The sequence below is a fragment of the Mageeibacillus indolicus UPII9-5 genome, assembly GCF_000025225.2.
Lineage (GTDB): Bacteria > Bacillota > Clostridia > Saccharofermentanales > Fastidiosipilaceae > Mageeibacillus > Mageeibacillus indolicus.
On the sequence record NC_013895.2, the window covers coordinates 1,232,124 to 1,257,663 of the forward strand.

Annotated in this window: 19 protein-coding genes; 3 read left to right on the top strand and 16 right to left on the bottom strand. The window is 43.3% G+C overall.

The features are described from left to right. Positions 1-38: 38 nt before the first annotated feature. On the bottom strand, positions 39-923 hold the full coding sequence (gene sdaAA / locus HMPREF0868_RS05445) for an L-serine ammonia-lyase, iron-sulfur-dependent, subunit alpha (protein ID WP_012993710.1): 885 nt from the start codon (positions 921-923) through the stop codon (positions 39-41). 4 nt (positions 924-927) lie between these two features. Next, entirely contained in the window at positions 928-1,623 is a 696-nt protein-coding gene (gene sdaAB, locus HMPREF0868_RS05450; protein WP_012993711.1) for an L-serine ammonia-lyase, iron-sulfur-dependent subunit beta, read from the bottom strand. A gap of 329 nt (positions 1,624-1,952) precedes the next feature. Between sdaAB and HMPREF0868_RS05455 the strand changes: the two genes are divergently transcribed. After that, positions 1,953-3,398, top strand: coding sequence for a GDSL-type esterase/lipase family protein (locus tag HMPREF0868_RS05455; RefSeq protein WP_012993712.1), 1,446 nt, complete (start codon positions 1,953-1,955; stop codon positions 3,396-3,398). Between the two features lie 163 nt (positions 3,399-3,561). Here HMPREF0868_RS05455 and nagB read toward each other — a convergent pair whose 3' ends face one another. The 3 genes from nagB to HMPREF0868_RS05470 form a co-directional block, all read right to left on the bottom strand. Continuing rightward, complete coding sequence (nagB, locus tag HMPREF0868_RS05460; protein WP_012993713.1) at positions 3,562-4,284, bottom strand: glucosamine-6-phosphate deaminase; 723 nt, start codon at positions 4,282-4,284, stop codon at positions 3,562-3,564. Positions 4,285-4,353: 69 nt separating this feature from the next. Further along, positions 4,354-5,997 carry a MalY/PatB family protein gene (locus tag HMPREF0868_RS05465; protein ID WP_012993714.1) on the bottom strand — a complete coding sequence of 548 codons (1,644 nt, stop codon included), beginning with the start codon at positions 5,995-5,997 and terminating at the stop codon, positions 4,354-4,356. Between the two features lie 39 nt (positions 5,998-6,036). After that, a complete protein-coding gene (locus tag HMPREF0868_RS05470) occupies positions 6,037-7,560 on the bottom strand; it encodes an aminoacyl-histidine dipeptidase (protein WP_012993715.1) in 1,524 nt (507 codons plus the stop codon). A gap of 155 nt (positions 7,561-7,715) precedes the next feature. Between HMPREF0868_RS05470 and HMPREF0868_RS05475 the strand changes: the two genes are divergently transcribed. Then, a complete protein-coding gene (locus HMPREF0868_RS05475; RefSeq protein WP_012993716.1) occupies positions 7,716-8,834 on the top strand; it encodes an exonuclease/endonuclease/phosphatase family protein in 1,119 nt (372 codons plus the stop codon). Positions 8,835-9,042: 208 nt separating this feature from the next. Here the strand turns inward: HMPREF0868_RS05475 and HMPREF0868_RS05480 are convergent, their stop codons facing one another. The 8 genes from HMPREF0868_RS05480 to HMPREF0868_RS05515 form a co-directional block, all read right to left on the bottom strand. Beyond that, a complete protein-coding gene (locus tag HMPREF0868_RS05480) occupies positions 9,043-9,240 on the bottom strand; it encodes a large ribosomal subunit protein bL28 (protein WP_034574351.1) in 198 nt (65 codons plus the stop codon). A 416-nt stretch (positions 9,241-9,656) separates the two neighbouring features. Further along, positions 9,657-11,393 (bottom strand): ABC transporter ATP-binding protein, encoded by a 1,737-nt coding sequence (locus HMPREF0868_RS05485; RefSeq protein ID WP_012993718.1) that lies wholly within the window; start codon positions 11,391-11,393, stop codon positions 9,657-9,659. Between the two features lie 3 nt (positions 11,394-11,396). Then, positions 11,397-13,163 (bottom strand): ABC transporter ATP-binding protein, encoded by a 1,767-nt coding sequence (locus HMPREF0868_RS05490; RefSeq protein WP_012993719.1) that lies wholly within the window; start codon positions 13,161-13,163, stop codon positions 11,397-11,399. Next, complete coding sequence (locus tag HMPREF0868_RS05495) at positions 13,157-14,737, bottom strand: ABC transporter ATP-binding protein (RefSeq protein WP_242821309.1); 1,581 nt, start codon at positions 14,735-14,737, stop codon at positions 13,157-13,159. The genes HMPREF0868_RS05490 and HMPREF0868_RS05495 overlap by 7 nt, the downstream gene beginning before the upstream one ends. Then, positions 14,724-15,557: an ABC transporter permease gene (locus HMPREF0868_RS05500; protein ID WP_012993721.1), complete on the bottom strand. Its 834-nt coding sequence runs from the start codon at positions 15,555-15,557 to the stop codon at positions 14,724-14,726. The genes HMPREF0868_RS05495 and HMPREF0868_RS05500 overlap by 14 nt, the downstream gene beginning before the upstream one ends. Then, entirely contained in the window at positions 15,533-16,489 is a 957-nt protein-coding gene (locus HMPREF0868_RS05505) for an ABC transporter permease (RefSeq protein ID WP_012993722.1), read from the bottom strand. Before HMPREF0868_RS05505 ends, HMPREF0868_RS05500 begins: the two co-directional genes overlap by 25 nt. 25 nt (positions 16,490-16,514) lie before the next feature. Next, the gene (locus HMPREF0868_RS05510; protein ID WP_012993723.1) at positions 16,515-18,041 is read right to left on the bottom strand and encodes an ABC transporter substrate-binding protein; all 1,527 of its coding nucleotides are present in this window, start codon (positions 18,039-18,041) and stop codon (positions 16,515-16,517) included. Between the two features lie 773 nt (positions 18,042-18,814). Beyond that, complete coding sequence (locus tag HMPREF0868_RS05515; protein WP_012993725.1) at positions 18,815-21,010, bottom strand: tetratricopeptide repeat protein; 2,196 nt, start codon at positions 21,008-21,010, stop codon at positions 18,815-18,817. A 217-nt stretch (positions 21,011-21,227) separates the two neighbouring features. On the opposite strand from HMPREF0868_RS05515, the gene HMPREF0868_RS05520 reads away from it, so the two are divergent. Further along, complete coding sequence (locus HMPREF0868_RS05520) at positions 21,228-22,157, top strand: class D sortase (RefSeq protein WP_012993726.1); 930 nt, start codon at positions 21,228-21,230, stop codon at positions 22,155-22,157. Between the two features lie 113 nt (positions 22,158-22,270). Here HMPREF0868_RS05520 and HMPREF0868_RS05525 read toward each other — a convergent pair whose 3' ends face one another. From HMPREF0868_RS05525 to HMPREF0868_RS05535, 3 genes are all read right to left on the bottom strand, one after another. Continuing rightward, positions 22,271-22,948, bottom strand: coding sequence for an ATP-binding cassette domain-containing protein (locus HMPREF0868_RS05525; protein WP_012993727.1), 678 nt, complete (start codon positions 22,946-22,948; stop codon positions 22,271-22,273). Then, positions 22,949-25,123, bottom strand: coding sequence for a bacteriocin-associated integral membrane family protein (locus tag HMPREF0868_RS05530; RefSeq protein ID WP_041705701.1), 2,175 nt, complete (start codon positions 25,121-25,123; stop codon positions 22,949-22,951). Between the two features lie 67 nt (positions 25,124-25,190). Next, positions 25,191-25,436: a lactococcin 972 family bacteriocin gene (locus HMPREF0868_RS05535; RefSeq protein WP_049779013.1), complete on the bottom strand. Its 246-nt coding sequence runs from the start codon at positions 25,434-25,436 to the stop codon at positions 25,191-25,193. Positions 25,437-25,540 lie beyond the last annotated feature (104 nt).

The following is a 25,540-nucleotide window of genomic DNA, read 5'->3' on the forward strand; positions in this document are numbered from 1 at the left end:
CTCGTAATTAGTATCATACAATAGGGAAAAATGTCCTTTTATTCACAAGCACGACAACCGTCACAGGCTGTCGCTTTAAAAATCGGTGCCGTTGCCGTTCCGCCCAAGGCCGTCTCCCGCAGTTCGACACTAATGCTCTGGCCTACACGATACATAATCGGAATCATTTGTTCCAAAGGCGCCGGCGCCCCAATACCACTTAGCGCAAGTTCCGCAGCTGTCAATGCGGTAACTGCGCCCTGCGCATTGCGCAATTGGCACGGCAACTCTACCAGACCACGCACCGGATCGCATACAAGACCCAACATATTGGTAAGGGATATCGAAGCGGCGTCCATGCTCTTTTCAGGCGGCCCCCCCAAAAGCTGAACCGTGGCGGCAGCGGCCATCGCGGCAGCCGAACCAACTTCAGCCTGACAGCCTCCTTCGGCCCCGGCCAAAGTAGCCGATTGATTAATCAAGAAACCAACACAACCAGCAGCAAACAACGCATCAATCATTGCCTCGTCTTCAAAACCATACTCTTCTTTTAAGCTCAATAATACCCCCGGCAGCACTCCGGCCGATCCTGCAGTAGGCGTGGCCACGATCAGCCCCATAGATGCATTGACTTCCATAACACTCATCGCGTAAGTCACTGCCCGTCTGGCCAAACCTGACAGAGCCATACGCTCGCGCTTGGCCGTCTGAGCAAGTTTCTGAGCTTCGCCGCCGATAAGACCGCCCATGGACTTGATCGGATGTCCAACCGCCGCCTTGGCCGCCTCTTGCATTATCCGCCAGGACTTTGCCATACGTGCCAAATGTTCCGCTGCCGGCACGCTTTGCAGTTCAACTTCACGCTCGAGCATGACCTGCCCTATCGTCAGATTACCTTCAGCGCAGCGTGCCAATACTGTTTTTGTATCAATGATAATACTCATAAATTCAAATCTCCGTTTTGCGGATCAAAATAACTTTTATTACACCCTTATCCGCGGCTATTGTATCGACAATTTCGCGCGGTATACGTTCATCAGCCTCAATGATAGCGAAAGCATTAAGGCCCTTGCTTTCACGATATAATTTCAAGGCAGCAATATTGATTCTTTGCTTACTTAGATGAGCCGTTATTTTTGCCAGTGCACCTGGGCGATCCAAATGTTGCACCATCAGGGAATCATATTGCCCGGAAAGTTCAATATCAACCCCGTTTATGGCCGTTATCACCGCCTGCCCACCCCCGATAGATATTCCCTGCACAGTCATGACTTCGTCCGTCGCAGTTTCAATTATGATATCTACCGTATTCGGGTGTGGAGCGGCCGACTCGGTATCGGGAATGAACTCATAGCGCAATCCCGCCTCGTCAGCCAAACGATATGAATCACGAATTCGCATGTCATCCGATTTAAAGCCCAAAATTCCGGCCAGTAAAGCTTTATCCGTACCATGGCCTTTGTAGGTATGGGCAAAAGAGCCATACAAAATAAAGGTAACTTTTCGGATAGAAGCTTCTACAAAGCTACGGGCCATTAAACTGATACGCAAGGCACCGGCCGTGTGTGAGCTTGACGGGCCTACCATATTTGGACCGATAATATCAAAAACGCTGGCATTTTGTTTGCGATTGAGTTGGCTCATCCTGTGTACTCCCCCTACGGATCTTTTTGCCGGTCAGACCTCCGGCCCAGCCGTACGTTGTCTGTACCGCAACCGATGTCTTTTGCCATTCTTATAATTATACAATCCGGCAGTTGCTTAAACAATATTTAATTTTCTGCGCTACGTGTTTTCTTTGCTCTCAATCTCCGCGTGCTCATTTTCCGCGTGCTCGATCTCCGTTTAAACGATGCAGCCCTCCCAACATGCAAAATTGTCCCGAATGGTATATAATCTTTTCAGCCTAACATGTCAATTCGTTACATGTCCATTCGTTAATTTTAATTTTAATTAAAGTTAGGAGTCCATTCATGCGTGTGTGTCACCTACGAGCGACATCAACAATACTTAAACGTCTGATCTCTTTTACTTTGGTTTTACTGCTAGCCGAGGGAATAAATTCCGATACTAAGCCAATCGCCGCCTTCGAACATAAGTTTGCGGTTCACACCTCGGATGAAGCGGCCACAGCAAGCAAAATTGCAGTACACGGCCGTTCACCGTATACCGATAAAGGGCTAAAACTGATTCATCCCGCATCTGGAATTACCTTTGCCGGAGAAATGCAAGGTGACGTTGAGTTAGAGTTGCAAATCAAATTTAAAGGCAATTACAATCACATGTATTTTACGGTTTTGGTCGATGGGCAAAGACAAGGACAGGGACGAGAAAACTCTTTAGAACTGACCGATGGTAAGCAAAATTCCGACGGCAATTTTAAAATTAAGTTGGCAAGCAATCTGCCACGCGGGCGGCATAAAATTTCATTTTTTCGACAAAATGAAATCGGCTTCGGCGATATATTTTTAAAAAAATTAAAATTCGACGGTAGCTTAAGCGTCTTGCCGCCACAAACCCGTATCGAATTTGTCGGCGACTCCATCACCGCTGGTTTCGGGATATACCCGCCCTCGAAAGACTATGCGATGGGGGATCCTTATCAGCAAGATGCTACTGGTAGCTATGCTTTTTTGACGTCCCAAAAGCTAAATTTAGACTGCTCGCTGCTGGCTATTTCCGGCTACGGGTTGATCAGCGGTTGGGGAAATGATCACACCATGCCTAAATTATATCCATTCACTGATTGGTTCAAGGATGCAACGGCGAGCGGTTTATACCACTTTAAACCGGCGGCAGATGTGGTTTGCGTAAACCTCGGAACCAACGACTGGAACACCCGCAGTACTGAGCATACGATAAAAGAAAGTTCTAGTAATTTTTATATGGGCGTAGTCAACTTCACGAATTTGATCAGGCAGTACAATCCCCAGGCAAAAATCGTTTGGCTCTACGGCATGATGATTGAAGTCAACCCCTTTGAGTATCAAATTGAAGCCGCTGTGCGTCAGTTGGGCGGCGATGCTGCCAATGTATATTCGTTACGTCTGCCCAGCGGTCGCAACGGCCTCTTAGGGCATCCGGATGAGACCGAACAGCGGGCAGCGGCAGACAAGCTGGCAGAATTTTTGCAAGAAATAGGGGTTACTTCCGGCACACTGTCTCCGGCCGGCAGAAAAGATCCACGTGTAGAGGCCGGCGCGGCGGAATCTTTAACCAATGTTTTACCCGAACTCACTGAAACTGAACTTGGCGCAGCAAATGACATAACGCCGGATCTCACGACCTCCGCCTTCAAGCGCAAAGCAGTCATCTCTATTTCCTTGCTCATATTAATTTTGCTTTTAATCATCGTAATCATCTTAGTAGTTGAAAAAAGCACCAAAAAACAAAAACGCCACTGCAAATTGCCGCGCTGATTTAAAAGCTTGGCAGGCGGCAGAGAACGAAACAGAGGAAATCCCTTACGGCAGTTTTTGCACCGCTTTCGTAATTTCCTCTGTTTGAATAAAAAATTTCTATTATTATCTTTTTTTGATCCAGCTAGCACCAGATCCAGCTAATACATCATTCCACCTCGACTTATTCTTCCCAAGCCGCCACATCGGCAATAACCAAAACATCAGGATGGAACTGCAATATACTGGCAGGAACTTGCGGGGTTACCGGCCCGAAGAGTGCCTTATGCAAAATCTCATGTTTGTCTTTACCGCTGACTAAAAGAAGAATTTTGGCTGCACGCATGATAGTGCCAATACCCTGAGTGTAAGCGTGAGTAGGAACTTCTTCAAGCGATTTAAAGAACCGCTTATTGGCCAACCTAGTTCTCTCATCCAGCTTAACCGCATGAGTAACATCAGGGAAATAGTCCGTTGGTTCGTTAAACCCGATGTGGCCATCATGACCAATCCCTAGGACTTGAATATCTACTCCGCCTAAATCGGCAATGTTTTTTTCGTAAGCTTCACACATTGCTTCAAGATCGGTACCGGTGGTTTCCGGGACAAACGTATTTTCCGGTAAGATATTGACGTGGTTAAATAAATGTTTCTGCATAAAAAAGCGGTAACTTTGTTCATGCTTACCGTCCAAACCGGCATACTCATCCAGATTAACCGTCCTCAAGCCGGAAAAATCAAGACCGTCTTCCTGATGACGACGCACTAATTCCGCATACATCCCTTCGGGGGTAGATCCGGTGGCCAAGCCGAGAACGCTGTCTGGCTTGCTCAATATCTGTGCCGCCATAACTGTTGCTGCAGCCTTGCTCATTGCCGCATAATCTTTAGTTAATAATACTCGCATATTCTCTCCTTTTCTGCCAACTATATTGTTAGATATTTTACCACATTATAAACGAATCTGCATTTGTAATTAATTTTGCCTTTTTTCCGTCGCGCCGTCAATGCTCAAAACCTGCTTCAAACGTTCACAGGCCTCGGCAATATTTGCCGGCGAAGTTGCCAAATTAATTCTAATCCAAGTACCGTAAGCTTCGCCAAAAGAGTCACCGTAATTGACCGCCAAATGACACTTATTCTCCACCAGATCAGCCATCGCGTCATGCATCTCAACATTTTTCGCCGCAGCAGATATAAGCGGCAAATAGGCACCTAAGTCCATAAAAGATAAGTAAGTACCTTCTAGGGGGGCCAACCGTATGTTTCGTAAAGTGTTTGCCAATTTTCTCAGTTGAAGATAATTATATCTAACTGTCAAAAGGAGCTTATCAAGCCATGGTTGTCCCACCTCATACGCATATTCCGTTCCCAGCAAACTCAACACATTCAGCCCACCGTGGCAGCATTTTTCCCTTACCTCCGACACTTTGTCCCGCAAGCGGCTATTAGGAATAATAATATTTGAATGGGCCAATCCGGCCATGTTAAAAGTTTTGGAAATTGAGTGCGCAACACAGATACGATCCGCATAACGGCCGTCGTCAATTGCCAAAATTGATTTTTGCTTATGACCAGGCATAACAATATCTTGGTGAATTTCATCAGCTATGACCAAACAATCATATTTTACCGCTAGCTGCAAAATAACCCGCAACTCATCTTCCTGCCAAATGCGTCCGATCGGATTGTGCGGAGAACAAATGATTATTGCCTTGGGAGCGGCTTCACGCCATTCTTTTTCCAATTTTATCGGGTCGAAAGTAAAACGTCCGGCAGCGTCACAGTCCAGCTCAAATTCTACTTTTTTTCTTCCATCCATAGCTGCCACCTTACGGATCGGCGGATAGACAGGGGTAAAAACAGCGATTGAATCCTGAGGTTCAGTCAAAGCCTGTATGATCCAGCTAAGTCCACTGACTACCCCCGGCGAAAACAAAAACCATTCCGGCCACGGTTTATAGCCATAATGTTCCTCCAACCACTTGCCTACAGTGTCATAATAGCTTGCACTGACCACGGGGTAGCCTAAGGCACCGTGCCGCACTCTATCTGACAGACGATCCGCAAAACTCGGCTCAAAAGCGAAATCCATATCGGCAATCCAAAGCGGCAGCAAATCCGTCGTGCCGTAAGTTGCCGCCAAGTCATCCCATTTGCGGCAATCGGTTCCGCGCCGATCAACGTAATATTTATCGACAAAAGAATTAACAGCTTCTATTTCCTTTTCATTTAAATTAGCCAAATCGCGCCTAACAGCAGCTACATTAGCTGCGTCAGCTGTATCAGCTAAATCCGCCGCACACATGTTTGTATCAGCATTATTTCCCATACTCTGCCTCATTCTCTTCCCTTCGCCACTTGCCACTTCCGGCGCGGCGTGCATTGCTTTAACGGCGTCCTGCAATCGCCGATTAAATGTTTCGATCAACCCGGCATATATTTTTTCACCGGCCCCAGCGTCGGTTGCGGCGGCGGAAGCCATGGGTTGCCCAGTTGTCTTGACCCAATTTTGCAGTTCAGCCAAAGTGCTTAAATTATTCGCATTTGGCAGCGGCGGACACTCAGCATCTCGAGGCCTCCCGTCCGTTTTTTCGATCATCTGCTTGTTTTCATCCATTTTATCACCTTATTTCAACAACTGACGTCTTCCGTACAATCAGCCTTGATAGGCAGCCAGCAAAGCACGAAGAAATTGCCAGATTCTACCGGCCGAACTTATGCTCAAATGTTCATTAAACGTATGTACATCGTATAAATTAGGGCCACAACTCAGCATATCGGCGCCGGGGATTTTTTCGGTCAGCAGCCCGCATTCAAGCCCCGCATGTATCCCGGTAACGACCGGATCCTTACCAGTCAACTCGTGATGAATTTTACACGCCAAATCGCGTAAAGGTGACTTAGGCGCATACTCCCAAGCTGGATAGTCAGTAGTGATGTCAGCAGTAAAGCCGCACAGTTCAGCCGATAGAATTAATTTATTGCGTATGTATTCTTTTTGTGAGGCCAAGCTGCTGCGAATGGAAATCAGCAGGCTGATCACGTCATTTTCGCAATGCAAAACACCCAGATTCAGGCTTGTTCGCACCATGCCTTCAATTTCCGGACTTATTTCCTGCACACCATGCGGCAAAAGATAGAGAAGATCAATTATATCCTTGCTTAAATCCGGCGTAAAAGTTGCAGTTACCGTCGCCCCGACCTCACAGGTTAATTCGACTTGCGGATCGGCACTCGCCAGCTCAAGCTTAAAAGCGGCATTCAACTCGGCCACTTCGTTAGCAATCATATTCAGCAGGTCAGTGCTATTGCGCTTAGAGCCATCACTAATCAAGGTAAATTCAGCTGCCGCGGTGGCCGCAATGGCATTGTGCTTGCTGCCTCCTTCAACCGAGGTCAGCAGCAGCCCGAACTTTTTATTTAAGCAGTATAAAGCCCGCCCCAAAAGTTGAATCGCATTTCCCCGTTGTTTATCAATTTCCGCCCCGGAATGTCCGCTTTGTAAGCCGGAAACATTTAATCTAAACGCTTGCTCAGCCGGGCATTTAATTCTTTGCAACGGACGATGTAAGGAAACATTACTACCGCCGGCACAGGAGGCTAAAAATATTCCTTCCCATTCGGAGTCGAGGTTGAGCAAAGTCTTACCGTGCAAAGCCTTGCCGTCCAATTCCGTCGCCCCACCCATACCGGTTTCTTCCGAAGTTGTCAGTAAAATTTCTAGCGGCGGATGTGGAAGATTTTGGGATGCCAAAACTGCCATAATATAAGCCACAGCTATTCCATCGTCGCCGCCTAAAGTAGTACCGTCAGCGTACAAGTAATCTCCTTCTACCCGCCATTTGATGGGATCACGGCGGAAATCATGCTTTGACTCCGGTCTTTTTACGCACACCATGTCCAAATGCCCCTGTAAAATCAGAGGCGGCAAATTTTCTCGGCCAGCCGTACCCGGTTTACGAATAATCACATTATTTACTTTGTCACGTTGAGCCTCTAAGCCCAGATTGTGCGCAAAATCAAGCATAAATTCGGCGATTGCTTCCTCATGCCCTGACTCACGCGGCACGGCACTTACCGCCGCAAATTGCTCAAACACCTCGCGCGGTTCGGGAATTATCGGATATAGTTCCGGCGAATATTTTAGTCTCGCAGATAGCGAAGTTGAATTTGAAACCATCTATATTAAGCCTCCCTAAAAATCATTTTATTCTAATTATATACGAGCCGACAGTTTAAGTCACGAAGCCCAAAGATGGCCTAAAGGTGCCAACAGCCGTACCCAAGTGAGCCAATAAGTGATAAAATCAACGTATTCTATCTGTGAGGTGACTTATGGCGCAAAAAATTTTGTCCAAACTTTTGAAGATCGTTTTAAGCCTTGTGATCATTGTGCTTTTGGTCGTGATCGGAGGTATAGGCTATCTGGCTTTGACCGAATTTTCTCCGGATCCCGTAGAACAGACGCGTATAATTCAAACACCTAATCCGCGCCAAATCAAAGCTGACAGCGAGCTCAGTTTTCTATCCTACAACATTGGCTACGCCGGCTTAGGTGAAGAGCAAGATTTCTTCATGGACGGAGGTAAAATGGTGCGGCCTGATTCAATCAATGACGTTCACAAAAATTTGCACGGTATCAGCAAACAGCTGCAACTTTTGCCGGCCGATTTTTATTTTCTGCAAGAAGTGGACGAGGATTCGCACCGTAGTTACAACGTCGAACAGACTGCCTATTTGAGTAAAGCTTTGGATCTAGGCTACAGTTTCGCTTACAACTTCAAGTGCAATTATATTCCCTACCCTTGGCCACCCATCGGCCAAGTTGCCAGCGGACTGCAAACCCTATCCACCTACGAAATTTCAGGAGCCGAACGGATAGCTTTACCAGTGCCGTTTAAATGGCCGGTACGCTTGGTCAACCTGAAACGCTGTCTACTGGTTAACCGCTATCCTATCGAAAAATCTGATCACCAGCTGGTGGCAGTTAACTTGCATTTAGAGGCCTATGATAACGGTGAAGGTAAGACGGCACAAAGTAAAATGTTGCAAGAATTTTTGCAAAAAGAATATGAAAAAGGTAATTACGTAGTAGCTGGCGGTGATTGGAACCAAGTTTTGCCCGGAGCACCGGACATTCCGGTAAAAAACACTAATTTTTGGCATCCACCCAAACTTGCGGCCGATGACTTCGCGCCGGACTGGAAATTTGCAGTCGATACAAAAAAATACACCAATCGGCTCAACGATCAGCCAATTAAAGGCCGAGAAAATGATGCACAGTATTTTTCACTGGATGGCTTTTTAGTTTCTCCCAACGTGGAAATCGTCGATGTTGCCGTTGCCGATGTTGGCTTCAAATATGCCGACCATTTACCGGTCCGCCTGGTAATAAAATTGAAAAATCCTGCGGTAAGTAAGCAGAGCCAAACTAAAAGCGGGCAAGGGCAATAAGACAAGCGGTATAGTCAACCTCGAATCAATAAAACTAAAACCAAAACCAGCAAACAGACTCACATTCAGGCCAGGCAATGGCCGAACGCATACGCAAAACGGCGCCGATCTTGAGATTGGCGTCGTCTTATATTTATAAACAAAAAAGCTTGTCCGCAGACAAGCTTTCAAATATCAGTCGAATTTGTCCGAAAACGGTCAACTCGCCTCAAGCTCTCGTTACCGCACCGGAACGGAGGCACCGAGTGCAAACATACTTGGTGCATGGTGTGCCGTTAACCACAACCTTCACTCTGCGAACATTGGGTTTTTGCTTGGCCAAAGCACGTCTTGAAACCTGTGAACGCGTAATGCTAATCTTACGACCGAATAAAATATCTTTTTGACACAATTCACATTTTGCCATCTGTTACACCTCCTCTTTTGCATAAGCGCAAGGTCGATTCTACCATAATTTTCGATCACTTGCAAGAGCCTAATTCACGTAGACCGCGTCAATTTATTGTAGTTTTTGGGAACCCAAGAACCGATATAAAGTCAATACTTGTAACCCCGTCTGTTATAGATTTACTAATATATACAATGAATCCCGCTTACTACTTTGAAAAACGGCAGTAGCAAGATTTGTTCCGTTTAAAGCTATACACAGCATTGTAAATAAGTTCTATATGCTGCGGTTCATTGCCTGAAACTTTTATCACTTCTCTTTCGCCGTATATCTCGTGTTCTTTTGCTGTCAGCTTTTTGCAAAGAAACATGATCTATCATCGCACTGGTGATTTGGGAAGTGTGAAATAAGAACGAAACTATAAAATGAGCATTTCATAAGAGTGCTGCCGCCTTCTTTGCACGATAGCTCTGCCAATCCTGCGTTTTTCCATCAAAGATGATTTTTCCATTTGCCAACTCGATCACCCGATCTGCCTCCAAAATGGTTGAGAGTCGATGGGCAACTGTAAGGATGGTTCTACCTTGCTTCATCTGTCTTAAAGCCTGATGGAAGTTCTTTTCATTCTCCGCATCAAGATTGGAGACGGCTTCATCCATAATCAGAACAGGGCTGTTTTTGACCAAGGCACGGGTGATTGCCAACCTCTGACGCTCGCCACCAGAAAAGCTCAGTCCACCTTCACCTATCTCACTGTCATATTGCTTGGGCAGGGCTTCAATGAAGTCTGAAGCCACAGCAAGGTCGGCGGCTTTTTTTACCTCCATTAGACTTGCATCTGGTTTCCCCAGTCGAAGATTATCAAGCAAGCTACCACGAAAAAGGGTGCAATCCTGCGGAACAATTGCTATTGACTCACGTAATACTTCCGGCTCCATGCTTTTTAAATCCGCTCCCTTAAAATAGATCACACCACGATCCACATCATAAAAGCGCAGAAGCAATTTAACTAGGGTGCTCTTACCTGCTCCGGAGGCACCAACAAGTGCCACATTTTCACCGGCATCTATGTCCAGGCTTATTCCCTGAAGAACTGGATCCTCTTTTTTATAAGAAAAGTAGATATCTCTAAGGGAAAAGATCGTGTCCCGCTTCAAACGTGGAAGCTGGGGATTTGTTTCCTGGAGCGGTGATTCTTCCTGTAAAATCCTATCCACACGATCGGCTGATGCTGCCACTGAATTTAAGCTGGCCGCCGTGCCCGAAACGCTGAGTACCGGTATGAAGATGTTTAGGACCATCACGATGAATACAGATAGATATTCCGGTGATAAACTGCCCGTCATGGACAGGTGATGCGCCAAAAGGACAAAGGAAAGGGCAAATCCGGAAACAAGTAGGTTGATAAGTGTGTTCTGAAGTCCTTGATAAAATCCGTCCTTCATCTCCAGCTTGTTGAGACCCAGCGTGTCCTTCTCCAGTCGATTGATATACTTGGCTTCTCGGTTGAAAATGAGAATTTCTCTTAGACCTTGAATGACATCCAGTGCAAAGGCGTTGTTTTGTCCTCTACCCCTCCTCAATTTTTGGCCAATTTCGCCTTTGATCTTAGGGAAGGTGTAGGGCACGATGGCGATTAGTACGGCGCAGAGGAGACTTAGGCATGCATAGGGCAGCGAAAATTGGGCAAAAATGCCAAAAAACACAAAAGTACTAATAAAGGCGATGACGTAATCACCCATGACGTGGGCAAAAAAGATCTCCAACGTCTCCACATCTTCCATAATGATGGCGTTCAAATTTCCACTCTGATAATGCAAGGTTGTCAATGGTGTTCCACGTTCTACGGCATCATACACATCTCTTCGCATAGCCTCCAAAACCTTATACGCTAAAATATGTGTCACCAACATGTGTAGATATGTGAACAAGCCTTGAAGTAGGCAAAGGAGAAGCAATATCGGAAAATAGCTTAAAATTTTCTCTGAAGCAGTGCCAGCGAACGCTTTCCCAATCAGAAGCGCACCAAGAAGTAATGTGAGCAGAGAAAAAGTCTGATTGGCAACACCACAGAGAATTGTGGAGAAAAAGGTTGCTTTAAAATGAAAAGCATAGCTCGAAAGCTTTAGAATATTATGATATTTCGTCATAAAAGATACTTTTTTATGCATGTCTTAGCTCCATTCCTGCTCGTATTCTTGTGCTTGCTCTGCGGCCTCTTGAGTGGCAAAGAGATGACTGTAGTAGGTATCACCTTTCATCAAATCTTCGTGCGTGCCCTCTTCAACGATTTCTCCGTGGCGCAGGACATAAATCCGCGAAGCATCCTGAATCGTCGAAAGACGATGAGCAATCGTTATAGTCGTTTTATCTTTAAGAGCGTCTTGTAGATGCTCTTGAATTTCTTTCTCGATCTTTGTATCCACACTGGAACTTGCCTCATCGAAGATGATGATCGGCGCATTTTTCAACAAGGCTCGGGCGATCGCCATGCGCTGACGCTCTCCGCCAGAAAAATTAACTCCCTTTTCCCCTACCTTGCTTTCATAACCTTGAGGAAGAGCCTGAATAAAATCGTGGATCTGTGCGAGTTTTGCCGCTTGCTTGACTTCCTCTTCACTGGCTTTAGGATTAGCTAAAAGCAGATTTTCCATAATCGTTCCATAGAAAAGATAGGTTTCCTGGGAAACCACAGAGAACTGCTTTCTCAGCTCAGAAAGCGGAAGTTCCCTATAATCCACTCCACCTAAGCGAATACTGCCACTATCCGGGTCATAGAAACGAAGCAGAAGCCTTGCAATCGTTGTTTTCCCGCCACCGGATTCGCCGACAAAAGCAAGCTTCTCGCCTTGAGCAATGTGTATATTTAAATTGTGGAACAGTGTCGTTTCGCTTTCGGGATAGCTGAACTCCACCCCTGAAAATTCAATCTCCGAGGCTTCAGGTCTCGGACGATTAATTTTTGTCGACGTGCCCGCGTCCTTAATCTTGATGTTCTGATCTAAAATTTCAAAGAGTCCATCACATGAAGTGATCCCCATAAAACCTTGATGGAAATACTGGCCCAGCTCTTGAAGTGGCCTATACGCTTCAGCTACAAGGAAGAATAACATAGCCATTTGACCGACACGAATTGTCCCTTTGACGGTAAAATAGGCAGCAAGAGCCAGTGTGAAGTTTCTGCCAATGGTCACGCAGAAATTTGCAAGTCCCGTTTCCATCAAACTGATGGTAAGACTCTTCATTGTTTTGTCAAAGAGACGATGCATTTTGTCCTTCAGTCCTGTACCAACCCTTTTTGAGGCGTTAAAGGCCTTGAGCGTCATCATGCCCTGCACTGTTTCAACAAATTCAGCACTCAGATTGGTGTAGGCCGCCCAATGTTCTTCGCTGAAACTGGTTATCTTATAGAGGAAAAGATAAGGCATAAAGAGTGCGGTGACAGCGGTGGCGAGGATAAGGATTCCCAAAGCGAAGTGAATCGAAAAAACATAAATGGAAATGCCGGATAAGACAATAAAAACAGTTAGGATTTGAGGAATGTAAAGGCTCAAATATCCCTCAAGATAGTCAATTCCGGCCATCGCCTTAGATTGGATCTCTCCGCTTCGTTCATCAAGAAGATAGGCAGGACCCAGTTTCATCAATTGAATAAAGGTGCGCTTGCGCAGACGATTCTTAATTTGGCCGATAATCCACTTTCCATACACATTGAGTCCTGTGATGAGAAATAGACGGACCAAAATTAAAAATGCAATCCAAAAGACATGCCATTTCAAGGCATCCATCCCAGCACTCTCGTAAAGCATCTGGATAACCTGTCCAAATAGAACGGCTTGTGCAATATACGTAAGGCTGACGCAGACCGATAAAAGGCTTTTGCTAAAAACAAAGACTTCCACGCCTTGAATAAGGTCGCGTAAACGTTTGTGAATCAACATACTGTTTCCTCCCATTCTAAACAGTTTCTTACACAGCCGTCTTTCATCTGCAATATTCGATCACAGAACTGCTGGGCCAACGGTAAGTCATGAGTGATAAAAATATAGGTTAAGCCGCGTTCCTTTCGCAAACGAGCAAGGAGACGAATAATCGATGCCTGTGTTTTTAAATCCAACATGGATGTCACCTCGTCTAAAATGATAAACTTCACCTGTGAAAGCAATGTGCGTGCAATGGCAAAACGTTGCAACTGACCACCACTAAACTCGTGGGGGTAGGAATCCAAACGCGCCAATAAATGATACAAATCCACAACTTTTAGGACGTGATGAATTTGATTCTCTTTTTCTCCTGGCAATGCATATTCCGGGTGTACTAAAAAAACCTCTTCCAAGCTCTGGCGAATCGTACGTGCCGGATCAAATGAACTTGTTGCTGATTGACAAATGTGCCCAATCTGAGGTCTGCCACGCATCTTCAACAATTTACCGCTAAATAAAATCTCTCCCTGATAATTTAATAATCCTAAGATGCATGATGCTAATGTTGACTTCCCACATCCTGAGGCACCGATAAGACCTAAGATTTCGCCTTGAAATACACTCATATTCAATTCGTGGAGCACTTGGTGACGCTCCTTGCTGAAGGGATTAAGAGCGTAAGAACAATGAATATCCCTAAGCTCCAATATAGGTGTCTCTTCCTGCTTTTTTTCTTCTGAATCAAGCAACGGCAAAATCCGTTGAAACCGAGGATCCTCATCACGTATGCCTTTCATATAAGACGATGTCGGATGATGAAGAATAGTGTCTACGCTGCCATGTTCAACGATTTTTCCATCCTGTAATACAATACAGCGATCGGCGACTCTCTCAATCAGGCCCATGTCATGTGTAAGAAGCAAAATAGCAACATGTCTCTTCTTGGATAAAAGCAAGATCAATTCGGCTAAAAGATTCCGATTATCAGGATCAAGCCCACGAGTGGGCTCATCAAAAATAACCATTTCAACGCCATGGCCGAGAGAAAGCGAGGCCATGAATCGCTGTGCCATTCCCCCGCTGAGTTCAAATGGATATTGCTTAAGAATCCTTTTATCGCACAAGCCAAATAAACGCAGGCGACGCACTTGATCGCTCTCGTTTTTCCCCATAATCAAATTGAGTTGGTTTCCATTCTTCAGGAGCGGATTGAGGGCAGTTTCAGGATTCTGAAAAGCCATGCCAATTTTTCGGCCACGCAGTGCGTGCATTTCTTGTGCATTGAGATCCAGCAGGTTTTGTCCTTCTAATACAATCCTGCCCTCTACACTTAAATTCGCGTTCAGCATCCCCATAATCGCTTTTGCAGTCATTGTTTTGCCACTGCCAGTTTCCCCGACGAGAGCTAAAACCTCGCCTCTTCGAAGGGAAAAAGAAAGGTTGTCCAATAGCATTTTTTGATTTTCTGACTCTCTTACTTTGACACAAAGTTCTCGGACGGAAAGAAGGACTTCTTTATTTTTCTCTGCTCCCTTATTCTCGCATAAAGGATCGGGCTGAACACACAGCTTGTCACTTTTAAAATTCATCATGCGAAACTCCTTCTTTTGTGTAGTACTTTCGCGTCATCTCGCCTAAATAGCTGAGTGCCCAGATGATGAGAAATTGGAAAAGGCCCGGCAAAAGACACGTCCAAGGAGCAATAGTAATCAGCTTAAAATTCTCGGAGAGGAGTAGCCCGATTTCCGCTTCCGGAGGTTGTATGCCAAATCCTAGAAAGGAAAAACTTGAGATTCCAAGAATAATATGACCGATCATCAACGGCATAATGGGAAGCAAATTGAGTATGGACTCCCTTAATAGATGGTAACGAGTCATATGCCAAAATCCCGCCCCCATAATCTGAAGTTGAATCATATAATTCTCTTTAATGAGGCTTTTGACCAATGCACGGACAATTTTTGCATTGCTAAAGATCAGGGCAAACGATGTCAGGAAAATAAGAATTGGTATTTTCGCATCGCTTGCCGATGCCAGATAGATCGCCAATACCATGGTGGGAAAACTAAAAATAAAATTGCACACATGATAAAAAATGGCATCTGCTAAACCTCCGACATATGCAAAAAAGATTCCCAAGAGAATCCCAAAGCCAAATGCAATAATCCATGATAAAATCGCAAGAAGGAACGCATTCATGAAACCTCTGACCGTTCTAAGAAAAACATCCCTTCCGAAAACATCAGTTCCGAAAAGGTGATTCAACGATGGTTCCAAAAGCTGATTTTCAGGAGACATGGCATTGAATCGCTCTCCTGTGCCATAAGCAAGGAATCCAAAAACAATCAGGACGACTAAAAGGAGCGCGATGTAGCACCGTATTTTGATCATAGCATTTCGTTTCGTGAACACACCTGCCTCCTGTCAATGAAAGGGTAGATCAGCTCTGCGATAAGGTTGCATAAACTCACAGACAAACAAAAATAAAGAGTGCATCCGGCAACCAGGAAATAGTCCTTGACGTTAACAGCTTTTAGGAAAAGTTGTCCAATCCCAGGAATCGAAAAAATTTTTTCCGCCACCAGGCTCCCCATAAGCATGAAAGAAAGATCCAAGGCACTGACTGAGATCATCGTAGCTAAGACGTTGGGGAAAATGTGTCGCCACACAACATCTGAACGTGAAATGCCCATCGCTTTTGCACAGTCAATAAAATCTTCCTCCGAAACACGCAGAACACGATCTCGCAACATCATAGCTAAATTACCAGCAAAAACCAGACCCATAATCACCCCGGGGACAACAAAAGAACGCCATCCGTCAAAGTAAAGAACAGGAAGTCCCGGGAAAAACTTCGTTGATAAAAACAAAACAAGTGTCGCGATCCAAAACGAGGGAAGCGACAGAGTTAGTATCGCCCAAAAACGGTTGAGTCGATCAAAAAAACCTCCTGGTCTAAGACCTGATGCAAAGCCTAAAAAAATCCCCGTAATTAGATAAACCATGAAGGCAATGCCAACCATGACAAGTGTGTTTCGGAAATAACGGTTCACCACACTCGACACCGACTCCGAATATAAGACGCTTTCTCCCATATCGCCTTTTAGCAGATCCCAACTCCAGTTCCGATAGGCTTCGACAACATCTAAATTTAAACCCGTTCGTTCCGAAAAATCCGCAATATCCGAAGCAGAAAACCTGTCTCCACGCCCCGATTTTGTCTCCAGGAGAAGCTTTCCGGCGTCTCCTGGAGCAAAATATATCATGTTAAAGCAGAGCAGAGAAATAACAAATATCATCGGAAGTACCACGAATATTTTACGAAGAATATAAGATATTCTCATTCTTGATCCTCATCCGATCACTTGTTTATTTCGCTAAATGGATCTCGGACAGGTCAACCTGATAGTAGCTGCCGTCCAATAAGTATCCATCGTATTTTTTGTTGTGTATAATTACACGAGTCGTAGCATAGAGTGGGGCAGCCAAGTAATTGTCGTATTGCGTCTTCCATATTTTTTGAAGAGCTACTTTTGCCTCATCTCGATTTTTAGCTTTATAAAATTCATCTGCGTAATCCAGCATCTTTTTGTCCACTAATCCTCCTAGACCCATTCCTTGATATTCTTTGCTCAACCCCATGGATGGCAAGGAAGCGGCTACCGGTTCGTACCACGGCCAGCTGATCGTGACATCATACTCTAACTTTTTCTGACGCTCAAAGGCTTGGGTTGGTTCCAGGATAATCAGATTGCATTCAAATCCCAGCTTTTCCAATTCTGCTTTAATGTACTGACCGACTTCGGGTTGTTCATCTTCTGCCCGGACAACGAAGTCCAATTTGATTGGTTTACCATCCTTTGTGATCTTCCCGTTCACCCGCTTGTAGCCCCCTTTTGCTAGAAATTCATTTGACTTTTCGGGATCATAGCCAATGCCTTCTACAAAATGCTCGGGTGCATCCCAATAGGCTCCACCAATATAGTGTTCTGCAACCTGAGGAATACCGAAAAGGATATTTTTTGCTAACGGTTCCCGATTAATTCCATAGCAAATCACCGCACGCAAATTCACGTCCTCAAGAACGCCTTTTTGCCAATTCAACCCAAGAGAATTAGCACTGGTAAATTGCTCCGCAGGCTCTACAATCATGCTGACGGAATCATTTTTCTCTAAGTCACGCAGAAGATTGAAAGAGAAAGCATTGTATCCATCTGTCAGACCCACGACATCAACCTGGTCATTAGTGACCGCCATAACTCTGGCGGCTCCATCTGCGATAGGAACCCAATCCACTTCTGTAATTTTAGGTTTCTTTTCTTTGTTCCAATAGTTTTCGTTTCTCTTTAATTTAGTTGTTTGATTCTCAACGTATTCTTCCAGACGATACGGTCCTGTGCCATTAAAGGAAGCGATTTTATAATCTTCGGACATATTGTCAATCGGCATTACGGGGATTGTGGCAAGCTCCTCAGGGAAAAGCGGGTAACTCTGCTTAAAAGATACCGTTAATGTAAGATCATCGTTCACATCAACCTTTTCAAGGTAGTTTGCATATCCACAGTAATAGAGCGCCCCCAAGCTTTCGATGTTCCAACGGACGATATCGGCATTCAGTGCTGTTCCATCATGGAATTTGACATCTTTTGTGACATTGAGTTTAAACTTTTTCTGTTGCTCATCAGCCTCCCACGACACTAAGTATGGAATCGGCTTCAAGTCTTTATCCAAACGAGTAAGAGGATCGAATACAAGTGTTCTTGCACTCCCACTACTCTTGAAGTCTTTCATTCCGCCAATGCGTAGCAACAAGTTTTGCTCTTTTTGAGCTCCACAAGCCGTCAGCAAAATGCTCAAACACAAGAGTAGGACAGTAAATATGGGCGTTCTTTTCATAGAATGAAAACTCCTTTCTGTATCACACGCATAAAGTTTTTCTTTCAAAAAGGGAAGGATATACCCTAGGTACATTTCGATTCAGTTCATAGATGCCTTTCATGCAGAAAAAGAAATTTCTGCTTTATAGACTGCTAGTTTAGAATCGATTATCCTATAGTTAGTCCTAACTAACTTCTTTAATTCTACACCCATCTCCCGAATAAGTAAAGATGGGCACGGAGAAATGACCGCGTCAATTTATTGTAGTTTTTGGGAACCCAAGAGCCAATATAAAATCAATACTTGTAACCACCGGCTGTTATAGATTGACGAATCTATACAACGAATCCCGCTTACTCCTTTGAAAAACGGCGGTAGCAAGATTTTTTCCGTTTAAAGCTATACACAGCAAGCATCTCGTCCATCTCTTTTATTCTTTGCTTAGCAAAATCTAGCATAAATTCGCAGAAATATACTTGCCCTTTTGATAAAAATTCAGCTAATCCTGAATACAAGTCTAATGTTGACAATTTTTCCAAAAATTCGTGTATAATAGCATTTTGAGAAGTAAGTTTCCATACTAGGCTTTATTCGTCCGTTAGTTTGCAAAATAGTTCGAGCTAAAACTGTTGACGCTTAGACATTCGCTTTTTGCTGAAATACCAGCTTGCAACGCAGCTTACTGCTACAAATAATAGCTTCCGCGCCTGAGCAGCCACTTAAAACGCAATTAATAGCACACGACAGCCGGCCACTTAAAGCAGTCGACTTTTTACATATCAAAAATAGATTTATTCGCCTAAGGACTTGGCAATCGTGCTCCATACCAAGCGTTCATCTTCCAGACCCCAAAACCGGTATATTTGCATTTTGCCGAGAGCAATTTCCAGATTTACGCCATTAATATGCTGACAGTAATCGAGATATTCCAGTGCAGTGGTAAACTCACCGCTTTCCATATAGAGAGTGGCCTTAAACATTAAGTAATCATAGCGATCATCAGCAAACTGTAGGACGTAATCAAGAACGCGTTGAGCCAATTCGCTCTGACCCTTTGCCTGCCAATACAAAGCTATCGTGTAGTATAGAGGTGCAAAATATTTGTCTTGCCGCCAAGCGGTTATAATAGCTTCCCCGGCAATATCAAACAAATCGAGGTGCAAGGCCGCCACGGCTAATTGATCAAGTTCTTCAGCCGTCAATTTATTTCCGGCCAAGGCCTGTTTAAAAGAAAGTAAGGCCTGCTTATGACTCAAATAAGGCATAGAAGCATGCAAAAAGCACCGAGTCAACAATAGGTTGGTATCCTCGGGTTCAAACTTTAACCCTTCACGTACTACCCGCAAAGCTTCTTCCTTATAGCCCATCTCCGACAAAGCTCGCGCCCGATCACGGCAAAACACAGCCTGCGGGCCATAAACATTGGTTAAATACCGATAAATTGGGAGAGCTTTGCCGGGACGCTTCAGGGCTACATAAGTCTGAGCAAGTGCCAAATTATAATCGATTTCGCAATATCCACTTTCATGCACTTCGTCTGCTACCTCATACAGACAATTAAGAGCCTCATCATATTTTTCCATTGCTATCAGAGCGTAAGCCGACCCAATACTAAGTTTGACCAAATGGCCATAAATAGCCATTCCCTGCCGTAGCACCGCCAATGAATCGGCAAATTCGCCTAAATTGTACCAGGCGTAGCCAGCATCATAATACGTCTTAACTTCCGCCTTACCGGTCTGCAATTCATTTTCGCAATATTTCAGGCAAAGTTCCCATTGATTAAGTTCTATAGTTGCCTGCCGCACAAGTCCGTAAATACGAGAACTCCAGTATTTTTCCGGGACCGATGTTACCAAATCCAGCAAATCTTGCCATGCAGCATTATTATTCAAAGTTTCCGCGACTGCGAACAAAATATTTTCGCCGGTAGCTTCCTGCCAAATCCATGGACAGACTGTTTGTAAATGTCGCAGTAACAAATGCAAATCGGTAATTGTATAATGAGAAAAAAAGCTCAGTTCATATTGTATTTGGTGCAGGCAAACAACTTTTTTTTGCAAGTCAGTCAGGATTTCTGACTCATACAAAATTTCATAACCTTTATCAATGAATGCCTTGCCGATCGGATTGATAATGCTCGTAAAGCAAGCCATCTCAGTCAAAGCTATTTGCATGTAAAACTTGGTTAAATTGACATCTACGGCCGCTAAAAACTTTTGTCGCGACCAAGTTGTGGCGAGAACAGCCAATTTTGGCAAATTCAACCCCGGAGCCATGGCGTGTAACCGCACTATATCGGCGTCAGTTATCTTGCGATCTTCTTCGCTTATCTCGGTCATGCCATTAGTTTTCTCCGCTCGTATGCAATTGGCAGCCTCGGCCTCCCCTGCAACGGCAGCCTTCTTTGTCTGCGCCGGGAAACTCTCTAAAGCAATGTCGGTCAAGATCCCAACGCAAGCGGCGAAAAACTCAGCTGAAGCAGCAAGTAACTTATTTATATATTCATCAGTAACTACAGCATCAATTTTGCGGGCTTCATCTCGCGACTTAATGATATTGATTTTTTCAGTCGTCACATCGGCACCTAGCGGCCTTCCATCTTTCGCTGCGCCTGTAGACAACAAATTTGCCTCAGGTACGGACGCAGGGGTAGATGTGGGATCAGCGCATTGCAGAAAAACTTGGGTAAACTCAAACCACGACTTTATCAACCGGTTTAAATATTTGGTGTGCTTTTTAGGTGGCGGTAAGCATATTGCTAAAGAAAGCAATCTCGTGCGCGCAGCTTCATCTAAGCAAGGTTCAAGTGCATTGGCAAACTCAAATGAATTTTGATTAAACACCGCCGCACAGCGTAAAATAGCGGCAAAGTCTTCCATGCCCTTGCTTTTGAATGAAGGAACTTCATAATAATCGTCACAAAAAGGTAACAGAAAAACTGTCATCGGTTCGGAAATCAATTTTTGGAAATCATTCCACAGCATAGCTACCTCCTTGTATAAATCTAGAAATATGCTATTGTATTTTATCACAAATAGTTATCAGCGTTCGGCGTTTTCTGTAAATAACGGATGAATTATAATTTTATCATTATGTAGTATTTTTTTAACATTCAACGGAAATCAAGGCTCCCGCATAGAGCTCCAAGTGTGCTAAAATTAGTTATATTCCTTCTTGTAAATATTAGTATGAGGAGTCAGCATGAAAAAAAACAATCACCTGAATGGAACAAATGATAACTCAAACAATCCGCAAAATTTCGGCACACCAAACCAGCCACCTTATAATACGCCTTACCAACAACCCTTTCAGCAACCGCAGGCCTGGCAACAAGCCGCTTATCCGCCGAGACAAAATTTCATTGCCGCCGATCAACGCGTAAGCCTTGAGCGAGACCATCACAAACCGTCAAAATCAAAGCGGCGTTGGCAATTTAAATGGTATGACGCCATAATTTTGTTGGTGGCTCTGATTATGTTTTCTTCCGCTGCTTATTACTTTATTTCTTCCCGTGCGACGCGCGAAAAGCAGAAAAAAATATCCTCCGAGCTTTATGATTTGGTTCCAGTCGAGCAACAAGTAGATCCGAATAACCGCCAAGGCATCTATGTCGATCCTGATGCTAACAAAGTTGCCGGCGAACAATGGGAAGTTTTTTCCAACAATGGAGAATCCTACCCCCAAGGTAAAAAAGTCCTAATTCAGCCGATAGGTCGTTTGCAAATCAGCAGCATAGACTTAAGTTTACCAATTCTCAGCAAAGCCGGTTTGATTGAGTTACGTTACGGAATCGGGCATCACCAGACCTCAGCTCCACTTTACGGTGATAGCGGTTTATCTGTTCTATTCGGACACCACATGATTGAGAAAGGACATTACTTTAATCGTCTTGACGAAGTCGAAATAGGCGCAGAAGTAAAGGTTCTCGGCAACAATAAGGAGTACACGTATAAAGTCGATAAGCGCTTAATAGTACAGCCACAAGAAATAGTTCCCCTAATAAAAGAGAAAACAGCTGATAAATATCTACTGATGATCACCTGCGTCAATCCGCCGTCATTTGATCAACGCCTGTTGGTATACGCTAAACTTACCGACGTTAAAGATTTGACATCTCCCAAAAGCAATTGAAACCGGTGCAACAAAGATTTAAGCTGGCAGTTTTATTCCGCCAGCTTAAGTCCCCAATTTAACGGGCAAATCTATAATGTATACTAGTACATATTTTTAATTTATGGATTCTCCTATGGAATTTCCTTTAGTTCTCCATTTTCGATCAAAAAATTTCGTTTAGCTAAATATTTAAAATCCATGTCATGACTTACTACTACAACAGTCTTGCCTGCATTATTAAGTTTAACCAATGTGTTCATCACAATTTGCTTATTTTCATTATCCAGAGACCCTGTAGGCTCATCTGCTAGCAAGATGTCAAACGGTTTAACCATGTTTCTGGCCAGAGCAACCCGTTGAGCTTCACCACCGGAAAGTTCATATATCTTAGACCTAAGTTTGTCCAGCACCCCCATTTCATCCAACGGCTGCTTAACCAAGTCAATTAATTTCTCTTTATTTTTTTCCGGATTATATTTTAACGCCAAGAGCATATTTTCAACTACCGTCATTTTTTCTACCAAGGCAAAATTTTGGAACAAATAGGCTATGTTCATCCGCCGCAACAATTCACAGGCTTTAGCTTTTTTAATCGGGTCAACCTGACCAAAACATTCAATTCTACCTGAATTGTAAGTGTCAAGCAGTCCCATAATGCTTAGTAAAGTACTCTTGCCACTGCCACTTTTGCCGAATATGCATATGAGATCGCCCTCATATATGTTTAAATTAACTTTATTCAATACTAAATGCGAGCCATATTTTTTACTAACGTTCTGCAAACAATATTGTAAATGTTTCTCTTCCATTTAATTCCCCCCCTTCAGACTAAGCACAATACTTTTTTCCTGTCTTTTCAGCTGCATAATTTCATAAAACGAACCGATAACTGTTCCGCCTACTGCCAGCAAGAAGCCGATGCAATATTTACTGAAATCCCATCCGCCGCGCGGTTCAAAGAAAAATGATCTGACAATTGGAATGGAATTACCAAAACGCAGCAACCAAATTAGGCCACTTACCCCGGCTAAATAAATCATGGCATTTTTCCACAACTTTTTTCCGTGGACATCACAGAAACTGTATCCTAATAAACGTGAGGCCTCTATTCTTTGCCCATCATTGTAGTAGTAGGTATCTTGATCGATCTTAATCTCCAGCAAGAATATTAATATTGAGATTACCAAACCCAGCATATTAAGGATCGCCTCCTTCTTAAAACGGCCTATAAGCTCGGCAACGCGATCATATACGCCATTGATATAGAGGATATATTGTCCAGCCCCCGTATTGCGAATCGTCTCTTTAATCGAGGTAAAGTTTGATCTGTCGGGAACGAATGGATGAAATTGCCCGTTAGATAGTGTTGCAATCTTCAACATATTAAATCTAAGTTCTTCTCCATTGACTAAGATGAAGCTATAATTAGAAAAAATTTGTCCATCTAACTTTTTCTCCGCATCAAAACCGAATGTAGTTTGATCAGCTTTAAGCCGAACATATCTATCATTAAGCTTTTGCGACGTAGCTTTAGCCTTGAAATAATGCAGCTTTTTAATATATGATTTATCTTTATCAGTTATTTTTATGTTTTCCGGCACAAAAATTATCCACTCATTAGGCTCAGTTTGATACTCTTTTAGTGAACGGCCTTCCGAATCAACTAAATTGTTTATATTTAGATAATTTTTATTTATATAGGCATATCGTCCGTAAAAAGCACCTTGATTATTGTTTTTTTCATCCGGAAATTTTTCGTACTCGGCCTCGGCATTTGGCGCACTGAACATAATCGCCCCTTGCTTATCTAAAGTATCCCATAGTCTGTTTAATTTTGGCGTGACTACAAGTTCAAACTTTCTGTATTCTTTTTCATAAGTCCAAGGCCATGTACAAGCTAGGTCAACATAATTTTTTGCTTGCTCCCAAGTATTTAGCTGCGGTCTTAATTCAAGATATTGATTTATTCCTAATACACTGATTACAAATAGATATAGCACTATAATTAAAGTAATTAACTTAACAAGGACTGAGCTCTTGCCATAGCTATTTCTGTAGCCTTTGAGCCAAGCAATTATGGCTATACGTTTGCTGACCAGAGTTAACAAAAAATACTCTAGGCTAAACAACATAACACAAGTAATTAAAAACAAGCAATAAATTACTTTGGTTGCATAAAAGAATGGCAGCAGAGCATTTGGCTTAATTAACCATAACATTGCCACCGTCACCACGCTTAGGCTGAGAAAAAACGGCAAACGTAATAACTGCCAAGTTTTTTGGCAAATATAAGTGGCTTGCTTATATCCCAAAAGTTTAGTTATGACAATTTCTTTCGCTATTTGGCTATTGTAGACAAAAAGGCTGAAAAGTATAAATACGCTCAAATTAAGAATAAGGCTAAGAAAGAAGTCAACTTCAAATGCAGACAAGTAACTGCCAATATTTGGATTCGATTCTATTACGGCTTGTATCGAAAGTCCGTTTTTGCCATTTAATTCTTCAACAAATGTTTTTATGTTTTTAGGTTCACCTTTAACATGGTAATCAGCACTGATTGAATCGGCGTCCAATTCCTCTAAAGGTAAAAGCTGTATTTTTTTTGCCGTAAGAATATTAAGTTGGTCGGCTTTGTAAAACTTATTATTGCCATGTTTGTTTTCTATAATTCTAGTACTTTTAAAAGATTCTTTAAACCATTCCGTATCATGCAAAAAAAGATAAAAGTTTATTTTTTGGCCATTTTCCTCTTTAGAATCCCCTGTAGCAGTTGTTATTGTAGACAAGCTTAATTTATCTTTTGCAGCCGAATTAAGTATAAAAACTTTTTTTACAGCCATATTTTCTGGTTTTGTAGCAATATTTACGACTGCATCAAATTTAGCGGCAAAAGTACGCAGAATAGAGCTTTCATCCCAGTAAAATTTTCCAACGCTTATAAGTACCAACAGAAAAAATATTAGCAGACCAATTGTTTTTTTCATAATACCAACCCCAACAATTGGCATCACTGACTAAAATGAATAGTCAGTAATGCCTATATGTTATAGTCTAATTGTCATATACGTCAGCCCATGCTTTGTTGCCGTATGTTGCTTTTTCCCACGAAGCAAGTGCAGTTTCGCCCGGTGTTACCCAGCCGGAAGTAGATACTTTATTCCCGGCTCCTTGTACTGTTGTCTTATGCACCTTCTTTCCATGATAGTATTTAGACCATACATGTTTTGAATTTACACCATGGCGCCAACTTCCACCTAAAAAATCTTTCCAATCACTATCGTATTTATCAAAACTCATTATAATAATTTTAGTTTATTCATATTTTGATATTCTATGCGACATAGTATAACGCGAAGTCACTAAAAAAGTCAACACTAATTTCGATAATTAAATATTGAATA